The sequence below is a fragment of the Rhodococcus sp. ARC_M12 genome (assembly GCF_022810385.1).
Classification (GTDB): Bacteria; Actinomycetota; Actinomycetes; order Mycobacteriales; family Mycobacteriaceae; genus Rhodococcoides; species Rhodococcoides navarretei.
This window is the reverse complement of sequence record NZ_JALGQI010000006.1, coordinates 197,637-209,920: the sequence shown is the minus strand read 5'-3', so window position 1 is coordinate 209,920 and position 12,284 is coordinate 197,637. Positions and strand designations below refer to the sequence as shown.

Below are 12,284 nucleotides of genomic sequence, written 5' to 3'. Positions count from 1 at the left end.
CGTTACTGCCCGATGCGGTCGATGACGAGAGGGCTCGGCTCGACCGCCGTGGCCCCTATCTCCCAGCTGGATTCGAGTGCCTGCTGCGCGTATTCGAAGCGCTCGGGGGTGTCGGTGTACAGGGTTGCGAGCCGATCTCCTGCACGCACCCGATCGCCGGGCTTGGCGTGCAGACGCACACCGGCTGCACTCTGCACCGGCTCACCCTGTCGTTCGCGACCTGCCCCGAGACGCCACGCCGCCAGGCCGACGCCCATCGCGTCCAACCCGGTGACGACGCCGTCGGCCGTGGCGGTGAAGTCCTGGCTCTCCCGGGCGACGGGGAGCGCGGCATCGGGATCGCCGCCCTGCGCGGCGATCATCGTTCGCCACCGATCCATGGCGGACCCGTCGGCGAGCTTGTCGGCCGGGTCGATGCCCTCGATGCCGGCCGCGGCAAGCATTGTGCGCGCCAGCGTGATCGTCAGCTCCACGATGTCGGACGGACCACCTCCCGCGAGTACCTCGACCGATTCCTCCACCTCGAGCGCGTTGCCCGCGGTGAGCCCGAGTGGGGTGTCCATCGCCGTCAACACCGCCAGAGTCCGTACGCCCGCATCGGTTCCGAGCTCGACCATCGCGGTCGCGAGTTCGCGCGCATCGTCGACGTTCTTCATGAACGCGCCACCGCCCACCTTGACGTCCAACACCAGCGCACCGGTGCCCTCGGCGATCTTCTTGCTCATGATCGAGCTGGCGATCAGCGGAATCGATTCGACGGTGCCGGTCACGTCTCGCAGCGCGTAGAGCTTCTTGTCGGCCGGAGCCAGATCGGCACCGGCGGCGCACACGACTGCACCGATCGCCGGATCGGCCAGGATGCGATGCATCTCCTCACCGCTGAGATCTGCTCGCCACCCGGGGATGGACTCGAGCTTGTCGAGTGTCCCCCCGGTGTGCCCGAGCCCTCGACCCGACAGCTGCGGTACCGCGGCCCCACAGGCAGCCACGAGTGGAGCCAGCGGCAACGTGATCTTGTCTCCCACACCACCGGTCGAATGCTTGTCGACAGTGGGCAGCGGTAGCGCGGAGAAGTCCATGCGGGTACCGGAGGCGATCATCGCGCGGGTCCACGTGCTCAGTTCCCGGCGAGACAATCCGCGCAACAGAATTGCCATCGCGAGTGCCGACATCTGTTCGGGCGCGACGGTTCCGCGCGTGAACTCCGCGATCACCCACTCGATCTGCTCGTCGTCCAGAACGCGACCGTCGCGCTTGGCGCTGATGATGGATACGGCGTCAGGCATGGTTGTTCACGCGTCCTTCGTCGAGGTTGTCGGGGCCGAATGCGTTCGGGAGCAACTCTGCCAGGCGAGCCGGTCCCGAGGCGGTATCGACGAGCAGATCCGGGCCGCCGAACTCGTACAGCAGCTGTCGGCATCGCCCGCACGGCATCAGGATTTCACGCCGGGAATCGCAACAGGAAAAGGCCACGAGTCTGCCGCCGCCGGTCGAGTGCAAGTTCGAGACCAACCCGCACTCCGCACAGAGCCCCAAACCGTATGAGACATTTTCCACATTGCACCCGGTCACAATCCGATCGTCGTCCACCAGAGCTGCTGCGCCGACCGGAAAGTTCGAGTACGGGGCGTACGCACGGCCCATTGCCTCATGAGCATTGTCGCGCAACGTATTCCAGTCGATTTCGTTCATGGTTACCCATCCAAGCACGGCGTCTGAATTGATGCAGAGATCCGACCGAAACAACGTCCATCAATTGGGAAGGCAAACCTAACACCGCATTTCGGCACCGTACGAACCTCGAGTCGAATTAGTTCCGTGTTTCGAATGGGTTTACAGTTTCGAGTAAGCGGCTAGTACAACCAGCACTAGGGCCGAATCGCGACAAATCGAGCCAGGCAAGACCGGCTACCGGGGCTCGATGCGTCCACCAACGACGTTGGAGGCATTGCACTCGATGAGTAGCACGACGGAAGTCGCTCCGGTCAAGGAGCGCAAGCGGTCTCTGTACCGCGGGGATCCGGGCATGTGGTCCTGGGTTCTGCACCGCATCACTGGCGTGTTGACGTTCTTCTTCTTGTTCGTCCACGTCCTCGACACGGCGATGGTTCGGGTCAACCCCGAGACGTACGACGCCATCATCGAAACCTACAAGACTCCGCTCGTCGGTCTGATGGAAATCGGTCTCGTCGCAGCAGTGCTGTACCACGCGTTGAACGGCATCCGGGTGATGCTGATCGATTTCTGGTCCAAGGGACCGCAGTACCAGAAGCCGATGCTGTGGGCGATCGCAGTCGTCTGGCTCGTCGTCATGATCCCCGGCGCGGGACGAATCTTCTACAACATGTTCACGGCGGGTGGTCACTGATGTCGACGCAGGGTCCCGAGGCGAAGGTCCTCGGCACGAACTACGACCGTCCGGCCAGCCTGGCGAACCCGCGTTCGCCGCGACGCCAGAGCAAGGGCAACTTCGAGCTCTACGCGTGGCTGTTCATGCGATTCTCAGGCCTGGCACTCGTCGTGCTCGTCCTGGGACACATGTTCATCATGCTGATGCTCGACGACGGTGTGCACCGCATCAACTTCGCGTTCGTCGCCGGTCGCTGGGCCAGCCCGTTCTGGCAGTTCTGGGATCTGACGATGTTGTGGCTGGCTCAGCTGCACGGTGGTAACGGCCTCCGGACGATCATCGCGGACTACTCCCGCAAGGACTCGACGCGATTCTGGCTGACCACGCTGCTGGTGCTGTCGATGATCCTGATCATGGGTGTCGGCACCTACGTCATCTTCACGTTCGATCCCAACATCTCGGCGAGCTAAGGACACTGACGCTTACATGCAGGAACATCGTTACGACGTACTGATCGTCGGCGCAGGCGGTGCCGGTATGCGTGCTGCGATCGAGGCCGGACCCCGCGCTCGCACAGCCGTACTGACCAAGCTCTACCCCACGCGCTCGCACACCGGCGCTGCTCAGGGCGGCATGTGCGCCGCCCTGGCCAACGTCGAGGAAGACAACTGGGAGTGGCACACGTTCGACACCGTCAAGGGCGGCGACTACCTCGCCGACCAGGACGCGGTGGAGATCATGGCCAAGGAAGCCATCGACGCAGTTCTCGATCTGGAGAAGATGGGTCTTCCGTTCAACCGGACCCCCGAAGGCAAGATCGACCAGCGGCGATTCGGTGGCCACACTCGTGATCACGGCAAAGCTCCGGTGCGTCGTGCGTGCTATGCAGCCGACCGCACCGGCCACATGATCCTGCAGACGCTCTACCAGAACTGCGTCAAGCACGACGTCGAGTTCTACAACGAGTTCTACGCACTGGATCTGTGTCTGACCGAGACCGACGACGGTCCCGTCGCGACCGGCATCATCGCCTACGAGCTCTCCACGGGTGAGCTGCACATCTTCCACGCGAAGTCGATCATCTTCGCCACCGGAGGATCGGGCCGAATCTACAAGACCACCTCCAACGCCCACACTCTCACCGGTGACGGCATGAGCATCGTGTTCCGCAAGGGTCTCCCCTTGGAGGACATGGAATTCCACCAGTTCCACCCGACAGGTCTCGCCGGCCTGGGCATCCTCATCTCCGAGGCCGTGCGAGGCGAGGGCGGCATCCTGCGAAACGAGTCGGGCGAACGCTTCATGGAGCGCTACGCACCGACCATCAAGGACCTCGCGCCCCGCGACATCGTCGCGCGCTCGATGGTGCTCGAGGTACTCGAAGGACGCGGCGGCGGCCCGAACAAGGACTACGTCTACATCGACGTCACGCACATTCCCGAGGAAGTTCTGGACGAGAAGCTCCCGGACATCATGGAGTTCTCGCGCACCTACCTCGGCGTCGACCCCGTCAAGGAGCCGGTACCCGTCTACCCGACGTGTCACTACGTCATGGGCGGTATCCCCACCAAGATCCGCGGCGAGGTACTGCGCAACAACGACGACATCGTTCCCGGCCTCTATGCAGCCGGTGAATGTGCCTGCGTGTCCGTCCACGGTGCCAACCGTCTCGGCACCAACTCGCTGCTCGACATCAACGTCTTCGGACGTCGTGCCGGCATCGCGGCGGCCGAGTACGCGAACTCGGTCGACTTCACCCCGCTCCCCGAGGAGCCGGCGAAGATGGTGCAGGACTGGCTGGAGTTGATCCTGTCCGACCACGGTCACGAGCGCGCAGCCGACATCCGTACCGAGATGCAGCAGTCGATGGACAACAACGCATCGGTGTTCCGTACGGAGGAGCGTCTCGAGACGGCGCTCAAGGATGTCCGCGCCCTCAAGGAGCGGTACAACAAGATCACTGTCGAGGACAAGGGCAAGCGCTACAACAGCGACCTGCTCGAGGCCATCGAACTCGGCTTCCTGCTCGAAATGGCGGAGGTCACGGTCGTCGGCGCACTCAACCGGAAGGAATCGCGCGGCGGACACGCTCGCGAGGACTACCCCGAGCGCAACGACGCCGAGTACATGAAGCACACCATGGCCTACAAAGAGGGCGAAGGTCTGCTCACCGATATCCGCTTGGATTACAAGCCGGTAATCCAAACCCGCTACGAGCCGATGGAGCGGAAGTACTGACATGAGCGCACCCACACTGGACAAGAAGTCCAACGAGTCCGATCTCCCGCCCGTCCCCGAGGGCGCGGTGATGGTCAATCTCAAGATCGCGCGCTTCAATCCCGAGAGCGGAGACGGTCAGCGCTGGGACACCTTCCAGGTCCCCACTCTGGCCACGGACCGTCTGCTCAACCTCCTGCTGTACGTGAAGGGCTACCTGGACGGAACGCTCACGTTCCGTCGCTCGTGCGCACACGGTGTCTGCGGGAGTGACGCGATGCGTATCAACGGTGTCAACCGTCTCGCCTGCAAGGTGCTGATGCGCGACATGCTCCCCAAGGACTCGTCGAAGACGCTGAACATCACCATCGAGCCCATCAAGGGTCTGCCGGTGGAGAAGGACCTCATCGTCGACATGGAGCCCTTCTTCGACGCGTTCCGCGCCGTGAAGCCGTTCCTGATGACGACGGGTAACGAGCCGACCCGCGAGCGGATCCAGTCCGCAGCGGACCGCGCCCGGTTCGACGACACCACCAAGTGCATCCTGTGCGCGTGCTGCACCACCTCGTGCCCCGTGTTCTGGAGCGACGGCAGTTACTTCGGTCCGGCCGCCATCGTCAACGCACACCGGTTCATCTTCGACAGCCGTGACGAGGGTGCAACCGAGCGTCTGGACATCCTCAACGATGTCGAGGGCGTGTGGCGTTGCCGCACCACCTTCAACTGCACCGACGCATGCCCTCGTGGCATCCAGGTCACCAAGGCGATTCAGGAAGTCAAGCGCGCGTTGCTCTTCGCCCGCTAGTCACCGAATCCGACGGCGAGAGCGCCCCTTCGCACACGCGAAGGGGCGCTTTCGTCTGTCCGTCACACGAACGCGCCGAAGCCCGTCACTCCGCGACCGACGATCAGGTTGTTGATCTGCGCGGTGCCCTCGTAGGAGTACAGGGCCTCGGCATCGGCGAAGAATCGGATGACGTCGTGTTCGATGAGAATTCCGTTGCCGCCCAGTATCTCTCGCGCCCAGCCGACGACCTCGCGCAGTCGCGTCGTGCAGAACGTCTTGGCCAGCGCCGCGTGTTCGTCGTAGTGGACGCCGTTGTCCTGCAACTGAGCGACACGAATCGCCATGCCGAGCGAGGCGGTGATGTTCGCCGTCATGCGTGCGATCAGATCGGAGATCAGCTGGAACGACGCGATCGGAGATCCGAATTGTTCGCGTTCGCACGCATACGCCACGGCTCGTTCGTACGCGCCCATCATCACGCCGACGGCCTGGAAGGCCACTCCTCCGCGGGTCAAGCGGAGCACCTTCGCGGTGTCGGCGAACGAATTGGCCTCGGCAAGCTTGTTGGCGACCGGGACTCGGCAGTTCTCCAGATGGATGTCCGCGTTCTCGACCGCGCGGAGCGAGTACTTGCCCTCGATCTTCTCGGCCCGGAATCCCTCGAAACCCTGCTCGACGACGAAGCCCTTGACCTCGCCGTCGGCCTCGTCCTTGGCGAAGACGATGGTCAGGTCAGCGAAGGTGGCGTTGCCGATCCAGCGCTTGCTGCCGTTGAGGATCCAGTGATCTCCGTCGAGTCGAGCGGTGGTCTCGAGTCCGCCTGCGACGTCGGAGCCACCGTGTGGTTCGGACAGTCCGAACGCGCCGATCGTCTCCATTCGGCGCATGGCGGGCAACCACCGCTCGCGCTGCTCCTCGGAACCGAGTATCGAAATACTGCTCATCGCCAACGAACTGTGCACGCTGAACATCGTTCCCGTGGACGGATCGACCCGGGCGAACTCCATCTCGAGCCAGCCGGTGAGCAGCTTGCGGGAGGCCTTACGGTCCGAGAATGCGTAGCCGAGACCGGCGATTTCGAGCTCAGCGATCTTGGGCAGCAGGTGCACCGGGGACGCGGCCTTCTCCCAGAATTCGTTCGCCCGCGGCGCGACCTCGTCCTGCAGGAACCGACGGGTGCGCAGGACCGCCTCGGTCTCGGCATCGTCGAGCATGCTCTGATACCCGTAGAAATCGGATTCGAGAAAGTCCGGCGACAGTGGTCCGAGGGGCTCGTGCTCGCTCATGTTCGGCTCCTTCGTCTGGTGCCTCCGTCGGGCACCGCTACCGATCTTCTACCCGCCGCGCCCGATTCTCACGCATGGACCGGGGCCCTGGCAGGTCAGCGGCGCAGTTCGTCGGAGAGGGTCGCCAGTTCGTCGCCGCCTGCCATTTCCTTGGTGAGGTCGTCGAGCGAGATGTCGTGGTGCGCACAGTCCAACGTCTGACGTCCACGATCGAGCAGGACGAAGTGATCTCCGACCAGGTACGCGTGGTGAGGATTGTGGGTGATGAACACGACGCCGAAGCCCTTCTCCCTGGCCGCCGAGATGTACCGGAGAACCATGCCGGACTGCTTGACGCCGAGAGCGGCGGTCGGCTCGTCGAGAATGAGCACTCGGGCACCGAAGAAGATGGCCCGAGCGATGGCCACGCACTGACGTTGACCACCGGACAACGAGCCGATGGGGGCATCGACGTCCGGCAGATCGATACCCATCTTGCGGAGTTCGTCGATGGTTCTCGCGCGCATGGCATGGGTGTCGAGGGTCTTGAAAACTCTGCCCTTGCGCAGCTCCTGGCCGAGAAAGAAGTTGCGCCACACCGGCATCAGGGAGACGACCGCGAGATCCTGGTAGACCGTGGAGATGCCCTGTTCCACCGCCTGCTTGGGCGAACCGAACGTTGTCGGGTTGCCATCGACGAGCAGTTCACCCTCCGACGGCCGATGCAGACCGGACATGATCTTGATCAGAGTGGACTTGCCTGCGCCGTTGTCACCGAGAACGCAGGTGACCTCACCGGCACCGACGCGGAGGTCGATCCCGTGCAGCGCAATGATGTTGCCGTAGCTCTTACCCACGCCTTTCAGCTCGATGAGGGGCGTGTTCGCGGAGGACGTCATGGTCACCTTTTCGCCGCGTAGTTACGGAAGGAGCTGTTCGCGATCACTGCGAACAGCAGCATCGCGCCGAGGAAGAACTTGAACCAGTCCGGGTTCCAGCCCGCATAAACGATGCCCTGGTTGGTCATGCCGAAGATGAACGCTCCGATGAAAGCACCGACAGCCGTGCCGTATCCACCGGTGAGCAGGCATCCACCGATGACGGCAGCGATGATGTAGAGGAATTCGTTGCCCACGCCTTGGCCGGACTGGACGGTGTCGAACGCGAACAGCAGGTGCATGCCGACGAACCAGGCGCAGAAGCCGACGAACATGAACAAGCCGATCTTGACCCGGGTGACCGGGACACCGACGGCTCGCGCCGATTCCTGGTTGCCGCCGACTGCGAAGATCCAGTTGCCGATTCGGGTCTTCATCAGCACCCAGGTCGCGGCGAGGGTGAACACGATCCACCACACGACGGTGATGCGGACCGAGACCCCCAGCAGCGAGAACGAGGACGAGAACACGGCCTTCGCCGAGTCGAATCCCTCCATGTCCGAGATGGACGGGGTGGCGACCTGGCCGGTGACGAGCTTGGTGACGGCGAGGTTGATGCCGGTGAGCATCAGGAACGACGCCAACGTGATCAGGAACGACGGAATCTTCGTCGTCATCACCAGGTATCCGTTGACGAACCCGACCGCCAGTGCCAGCAGCAGCGCCAACGCAGAGCCCGCCCAGACGTTCAGGTGCAGGTTGTAGGCCAGCATGGAGGCCATGATCGAGGAGAACGTCACCGCAACCCCGGTGGAGAGGTCGAATTCTCCGCCGATCATCAACAGGGAGACACCGATCGCCATGATGCCGATGGTCGAGGATGCGTACAGCACGGTGGCCAGAGCCTCGGGCGATCGAAACGGCGGTGCCACGATGCAGAAGAAGACGAAGATGGCGACCGCGCCGAACAGGGCACCGACCTCCGGTCGAATCAGCAACCGCTGCAACGGTTTCTGCTTCTTGACCCGCTCGTCTGCAATCACGGTGTGTTCGGACAGAGCCGGATCGGCCTGTGTGGACATGATGTTCCTTCCGCGCCGAAGCGACGTACTCAGCGCGTGCCGTTGCGGGCGTACTCGGCGACCGCGTCGATGTTGGTCGAATCGATGAACGCGGGCCCGGTCAGCACCGGGGTGCCGCCGCCGATCGTGTTGCCGTTGTTGAGATAGAGCCACAACGAGTCGATGGCCAGGTAACCCTGCAGGTAGGGCTGCTGATCGATGGCCCACGCCACATCACCGGACTCGATCGCATCGACGAGTGCAGCGTTGGTGTCGAAGGTGACGATCGTGGCGTCGCTGCCCGCATTGTTCTTGGACTGCACCGCGGTCAGCGCGATCGGAGCGGCCAGCGCGATGACGTGGTCGATGGTCGGGTCCTGCTGCAGCTTGGCGGTGATGGTCGACTCGACGGACGGCATGTCCTTGCTGTTGACGTTGAGGATCTCGGTGGTACCTCCGAAGCCCTGGTTCACGCCTGCACAGCGCGCCTCGAGTGCCACGGCACCCTGCTCCTGGATGATGCACAGAGTCTTGCGTGCACCGTCCTCGGTGAGGCGAGCCCCGGCGGCCTGTCCGGCGATGGTCTCGTCCTGACCGAAGTACTGCTGGACTCCCATGTCCTTCCAGGAGTCGTAGCCGGAATTGAACGCGACGACCGGGATGCCCGCGGCGGTCGCTGCCTCGACGGCGGGTGCCATCGCGTCGGGTTTGGCCAGAGTGACCGCGATTCCGTCGACTTTCGAGTCGATCGCACTCTGGACGAGGTTGGCCTGGTTGGGTGCTTCGGGATCTGCGGAGTAGCGCAGCTCGATGTTGTCCTTGGCCGCCGCGGCCTCGGCACCCTTGCGAACCAGATCCCAGAAGGTGTCGCCGGGAACCTCGTGCGTGATCATCGCGATCGTCGCCGACGGCGTGTCGGCGACGCCCGCGTTGCTCCCGTCGTCGGACGACCGAGGAGCACCACCGGTGCTCGAACAGGCAGCGAGAGTCAGTGCCGCGACCGCGCATACCGCGATCGGCCCGCGCCTTTGCCGAACCTTCATTGCACTTCCCTTTCCAACAACCGGCTGTCGAACACCGACGAATCCGACCCGCCGACTTGATCACTGTAAGAAACGATGGGTACCTGTCACGCATCTTCGACGATTATTCGTCGGTCGAGGAAACCGTGTGCGCACCATCGGACCTCGGACGACATGAGAGAACTCTCATCTCGGATTCACGTAGCCACAATCCATCGTCGTCAGACTCGGCTGTGTGCGAACCATCATCGTCTCGGCCCTGGGACTGCTCACGCTCGCCGTACTCGTCACGGCCTTGCTGACGACGCGATCGACGGGCGAGCAGACCCCGTTGCCCGCACCCATCGTCGCACCCGCCGCACCCACGCAATCCGCCCCGGGTACCCCGCAACCCGTTCCCCCGGCACCGGTACCGGGCGAACCCGCGCCGACCACCGCGCCACAGCCGGTGGCACCGGACGGATTCGTGCCCCCACCGCCGCTGCCTCCTGCCGACTGGGACGATGATTTCGACGACGACTGGGATGACGATGACGACGACGACTGACTCCGCTGCGAGACCGACCACGTGATGCGGACGCGACTGCTCGCCCTACGCCCGACGAGCGCCCGAAGCCGCATCCTCTCGTGGGTCCTTCTGCTGGTGCTGGCATCTCTGGCAGCCGTCACCGTCACCACCTGGCTGCTCATGATCCGTGCGACCGACAATCGCATGCGCGAATCGCTGCGCACCGAGATCGCCGAGTTCACCACCCTCACCGACGCAGGCGTCGATCCGGGAACCGGTGCACCGTTCGACGACATCGACGACGTGCTCCGCGTGGTGATCACCTACAACCTCGCCCGGCCCAACGAGAAATTCCTGGGCTACGTGGACGGTACGTTCGCCGTGCAGAGCAGGCAGCAGGCACCGGTGCGTCTCTCCGACGACACCGGCTTCACCGCCGAGGTCGGCACCGTCACCGCGCCGGTGGAGGGTTCGTATTCGAGCGCGGCAGGTGAGGTGGTGTACCTCGCGGTACCGGTCTCCCTGGCGGGCGACCCGGTGACCGGGGTCGTGGTCGCCGCCTACTTCGCCGACCAGGAACGCGCCTCGGCGAACGAGACCGCGACTCTGATGCTCGTCGTCGGCGGCGTCACCTCGGTGCTGGCGGCAGTGGGGGCGTGGTTCGTCGCGGGCCGCATCATGTCGCCGATCAGACACATCACCGCCACCGCCAGAACGATCACCGAGACCGACCTGTCCGGCCGAATCACCGACGCCAGAACGACGGGTCGAGGCGACGACATAGGAGCCCTGATCGACACGCTGAACTCGATGCTCGACCGGCTCGAGTCCGGCGCGGCGAGCCAACGTCGATTCCTCGACGACGCAGGCCACGAACTCCGCACTCCCATCACCATCGTCCGCGGTCATCTCGACGTGCTCGACCACGACGACCCCGTCGACGTTCGCGATACCGTCGCGCTCGTCGACGACGAACTCGATCGGATGAACCGACTCGTCGCCGACTTGTTGCTGCTCACCCGGGCCGACCAGACGAGCTTCGTCACGCCCGTGGACACCGATGTCGACGCGCTCACTCGAAGCGTGTTCGACAAGGTGACCACCCTCGCCGACCGGGAATGGGTGCTGGAGGCGAGCGCAACCGTCCACGCGCCGATCGACGCACAACGACTGACCCAGGCACTGCTGGCGTTGGCGGACAACGCCACTCACCACACGATGCCCGGCAGCCGCATCGGTATCGGTTCACAACTGTCCGACGGCGATATCCGGTTCTGGGTCACCGACTCGGGCCCGGGAATCGAGCGCGACGAGCAGGAAAGAATCTTCGAGCGCTTCGCCCGCGGTCGAAACGGAACCAGACGCACCGAGGGCGCGGGGCTCGGATTGTCCATCGTCACCGCCATCGCAGAGGCCCACCGAGGACGGGTGAGTGTCGGCAGCGCACCCGGGCACGGGGCCACGTTCACCATCACGATTCCACTGACCGATTCCCTACCTCCGCAGAAGGATCGACCATGGCCCGCATCCTGATCGCCGAAGACGAACCTCGTATCGCCTCGTTCGTGCACAAGGGGTTGCGAGCGAGCGGTTTCAGCACGACGACGGTCTCCGACGGCAGATCCGCGTACGAACACGCCCGCAGTGGTGACTTCGATCTGGTGGTACTCGACATCGGTCTGCCGATCATGGACGGCTTCGAGGTACTGCAGCGGTTGCGTGGAGAGCACTGCGAGATACCGGTGATCGTGTTGACCGCCCGCGACAGCGTCCAGGACGTGGTGTCCGGTCTCGAGACCGGTGCCGACGACTACATGGCCAAGCCGTTCCGATTCGAGGAACTGCTCGCGCGTATCCGAGTTCGCCTGGGCACCAAGCGAACCGTCGACACCACCCAGCTCACCGTCGGTGACCTCACCCTCGACCTGCGTACCCGGCGAGCAGTGGTCGCAGACCGGACCGTCGACCTCTCGGCCCGCGAGTTCGCCCTGGCCGAGACCTTCATGCGACACCCCGGCCAGGTCCTCTCGCGGGAACAACTCCTGTCGCAGGTGTGGGGCTACGACTTCGACCCGGGCTCCAATGTCGTCGACGTCTACGTCCGCTATCTACGAGCGAAATTCGGTGCCGAAAAAATCGATACCGTTCGCGGAATGGGATACCGGCTGTCGGAAAAATGAGCGGCGTCGGCCGGGC

At 63.9% G+C, this 12,284-nt stretch carries 13 protein-coding genes; 7 read left to right on the top strand and 6 right to left on the bottom strand.

All coding sequences use genetic code 11. From position 1 onward, the window contains the following. Window positions 1-2: 2 nt before the first annotated feature. Together MTX35_RS10140 and MTX35_RS10135 are read right to left on the bottom strand one after the other, a co-directional pair. Window positions 3-1,286 (bottom strand): thymidine phosphorylase, encoded by a 1,284-nt coding sequence (locus tag MTX35_RS10140; RefSeq protein WP_243594832.1) that lies wholly within the window; start codon window positions 1,284-1,286, stop codon window positions 3-5. Continuing rightward, complete coding sequence (locus MTX35_RS10135) at window positions 1,279-1,692, bottom strand: cytidine deaminase (RefSeq protein ID WP_243594831.1); 414 nt, start codon at window positions 1,690-1,692, stop codon at window positions 1,279-1,281. Before MTX35_RS10135 ends, MTX35_RS10140 begins: the two co-directional genes overlap by 8 nt. 265 nt (window positions 1,693-1,957) lie before the next feature. Here MTX35_RS10135 and sdhC point away from each other — a divergent pair, with 265 nt between their 5' ends. Genes sdhC through MTX35_RS10115 form a run of 4 tightly spaced genes read left to right on the top strand, consistent with a single transcriptional unit; the run spans window position 1,958 to window position 5,372 of the window. Continuing rightward, window positions 1,958-2,368, top strand: coding sequence for a succinate dehydrogenase, cytochrome b556 subunit (gene sdhC, locus MTX35_RS10130; protein WP_082073728.1), 411 nt, complete (start codon window positions 1,958-1,960; stop codon window positions 2,366-2,368). Next, window positions 2,368-2,820 carry a succinate dehydrogenase hydrophobic membrane anchor subunit gene (locus MTX35_RS10125; protein WP_027496419.1) on the top strand — a complete coding sequence of 151 codons (453 nt, stop codon included), beginning with the start codon at window positions 2,368-2,370 and terminating at the stop codon, window positions 2,818-2,820. Before sdhC ends, MTX35_RS10125 begins: the two co-directional genes overlap by 1 nt. A gap of 16 nt (window positions 2,821-2,836) precedes the next feature. After that, a complete protein-coding gene (gene sdhA / locus MTX35_RS10120) occupies window positions 2,837-4,588 on the top strand; it encodes a succinate dehydrogenase flavoprotein subunit (protein WP_243594830.1) in 1,752 nt (583 codons plus the stop codon). Between the two features lies 1 nt (window position 4,589). Beyond that, window positions 4,590-5,372: a succinate dehydrogenase iron-sulfur subunit gene (locus MTX35_RS10115; RefSeq protein ID WP_008718029.1), complete on the top strand. Its 783-nt coding sequence runs from the start codon at window positions 4,590-4,592 to the stop codon at window positions 5,370-5,372. Between the two features lie 62 nt (window positions 5,373-5,434). Here MTX35_RS10115 and MTX35_RS10110 read toward each other — a convergent pair whose 3' ends face one another. The 4 genes from MTX35_RS10110 to MTX35_RS10095 all read right to left on the bottom strand — a co-directional run bounded on the left by MTX35_RS10110 (window position 5,435) and on the right by MTX35_RS10095 (window position 9,601). Then, window positions 5,435-6,640, bottom strand: coding sequence for an acyl-CoA dehydrogenase family protein (locus MTX35_RS10110; protein WP_243594829.1), 1,206 nt, complete (start codon window positions 6,638-6,640; stop codon window positions 5,435-5,437). 95 nt (window positions 6,641-6,735) lie between these two features. Then, complete coding sequence (locus MTX35_RS10105) at window positions 6,736-7,518, bottom strand: ATP-binding cassette domain-containing protein (RefSeq protein WP_243594828.1); 783 nt, start codon at window positions 7,516-7,518, stop codon at window positions 6,736-6,738. Between the two features lie 2 nt (window positions 7,519-7,520). Beyond that, the gene (locus tag MTX35_RS10100) at window positions 7,521-8,579 is read right to left on the bottom strand and encodes an ABC transporter permease (RefSeq protein ID WP_243594827.1); all 1,059 of its coding nucleotides are present in this window, start codon (window positions 8,577-8,579) and stop codon (window positions 7,521-7,523) included. Window positions 8,580-8,608: 29 nt separating this feature from the next. Continuing rightward, window positions 8,609-9,601 carry a substrate-binding domain-containing protein gene (locus tag MTX35_RS10095; protein WP_243594826.1) on the bottom strand — a complete coding sequence of 331 codons (993 nt, stop codon included), beginning with the start codon at window positions 9,599-9,601 and terminating at the stop codon, window positions 8,609-8,611. Between the two features lie 214 nt (window positions 9,602-9,815). Between MTX35_RS10095 and MTX35_RS10090 the strand changes: the two genes are divergently transcribed. Genes MTX35_RS10090 through MTX35_RS10080 form a run of 3 tightly spaced genes read left to right on the top strand, consistent with a single transcriptional unit; the run spans window position 9,816 to window position 12,268 of the window. Continuing rightward, the gene (locus MTX35_RS10090) at window positions 9,816-10,127 is read left to right on the top strand and encodes a hypothetical protein (protein ID WP_243594825.1); all 312 of its coding nucleotides are present in this window, start codon (window positions 9,816-9,818) and stop codon (window positions 10,125-10,127) included. 24 nt (window positions 10,128-10,151) lie between these two features. Beyond that, window positions 10,152-11,621, top strand: a complete 1,470-nt coding sequence (locus MTX35_RS10085; protein WP_243594824.1) for a HAMP domain-containing sensor histidine kinase — start codon at window positions 10,152-10,154, stop codon at window positions 11,619-11,621. After that, window positions 11,606-12,268 (top strand): response regulator transcription factor, encoded by a 663-nt coding sequence (locus MTX35_RS10080; protein ID WP_243594823.1) that lies wholly within the window; start codon window positions 11,606-11,608, stop codon window positions 12,266-12,268. The genes MTX35_RS10085 and MTX35_RS10080 overlap by 16 nt, the downstream gene beginning before the upstream one ends. The last annotated feature ends 16 nt before the right edge of the window (window positions 12,269-12,284 follow it).

Excerpts from the sequence above, each read along its gene's own strand:
- MTX35_RS10140 (WP_243594832.1), bottom strand. The coding sequence starts at position 1,286 with ATGCCTGACGCCGTATCCATCATCAGCGCCAAGCGCGACGGTCGCGTT.
- MTX35_RS10135 (WP_243594831.1), bottom strand. The coding sequence starts at position 1,692 with ATGAACGAAATCGACTGGAATACGTTGCGCGACAATGCTCATGAGGCA.
- sdhC (WP_082073728.1), top strand. The coding sequence starts at position 1,958 with ATGAGTAGCACGACGGAAGTCGCTCCGGTCAAGGAGCGCAAGCGGTCT.
- MTX35_RS10125 (WP_027496419.1), top strand. The coding sequence starts at position 2,368 with ATGTCGACGCAGGGTCCCGAGGCGAAGGTCCTCGGCACGAACTACGAC.
- sdhA (WP_243594830.1), top strand. The coding sequence starts at position 2,837 with ATGCAGGAACATCGTTACGACGTACTGATCGTCGGCGCAGGCGGTGCC.
- MTX35_RS10115 (WP_008718029.1), top strand. The coding sequence starts at position 4,590 with ATGAGCGCACCCACACTGGACAAGAAGTCCAACGAGTCCGATCTCCCG.
- MTX35_RS10110 (WP_243594829.1), bottom strand. The coding sequence starts at position 6,640 with ATGAGCGAGCACGAGCCCCTCGGACCACTGTCGCCGGACTTTCTCGAA.
- MTX35_RS10105 (WP_243594828.1), bottom strand. The coding sequence starts at position 7,518 with ATGACGTCCTCCGCGAACACGCCCCTCATCGAGCTGAAAGGCGTGGGT.
- MTX35_RS10100 (WP_243594827.1), bottom strand. The coding sequence starts at position 8,579 with ATGTCCACACAGGCCGATCCGGCTCTGTCCGAACACACCGTGATTGCA.
- MTX35_RS10095 (WP_243594826.1), bottom strand. The coding sequence starts at position 9,601 with ATGAAGGTTCGGCAAAGGCGCGGGCCGATCGCGGTATGCGCGGTCGCG.
- MTX35_RS10085 (WP_243594824.1), top strand. The coding sequence starts at position 10,152 with ATGCGGACGCGACTGCTCGCCCTACGCCCGACGAGCGCCCGAAGCCGC.
- MTX35_RS10080 (WP_243594823.1), top strand. The coding sequence starts at position 11,606 with ATGGCCCGCATCCTGATCGCCGAAGACGAACCTCGTATCGCCTCGTTC.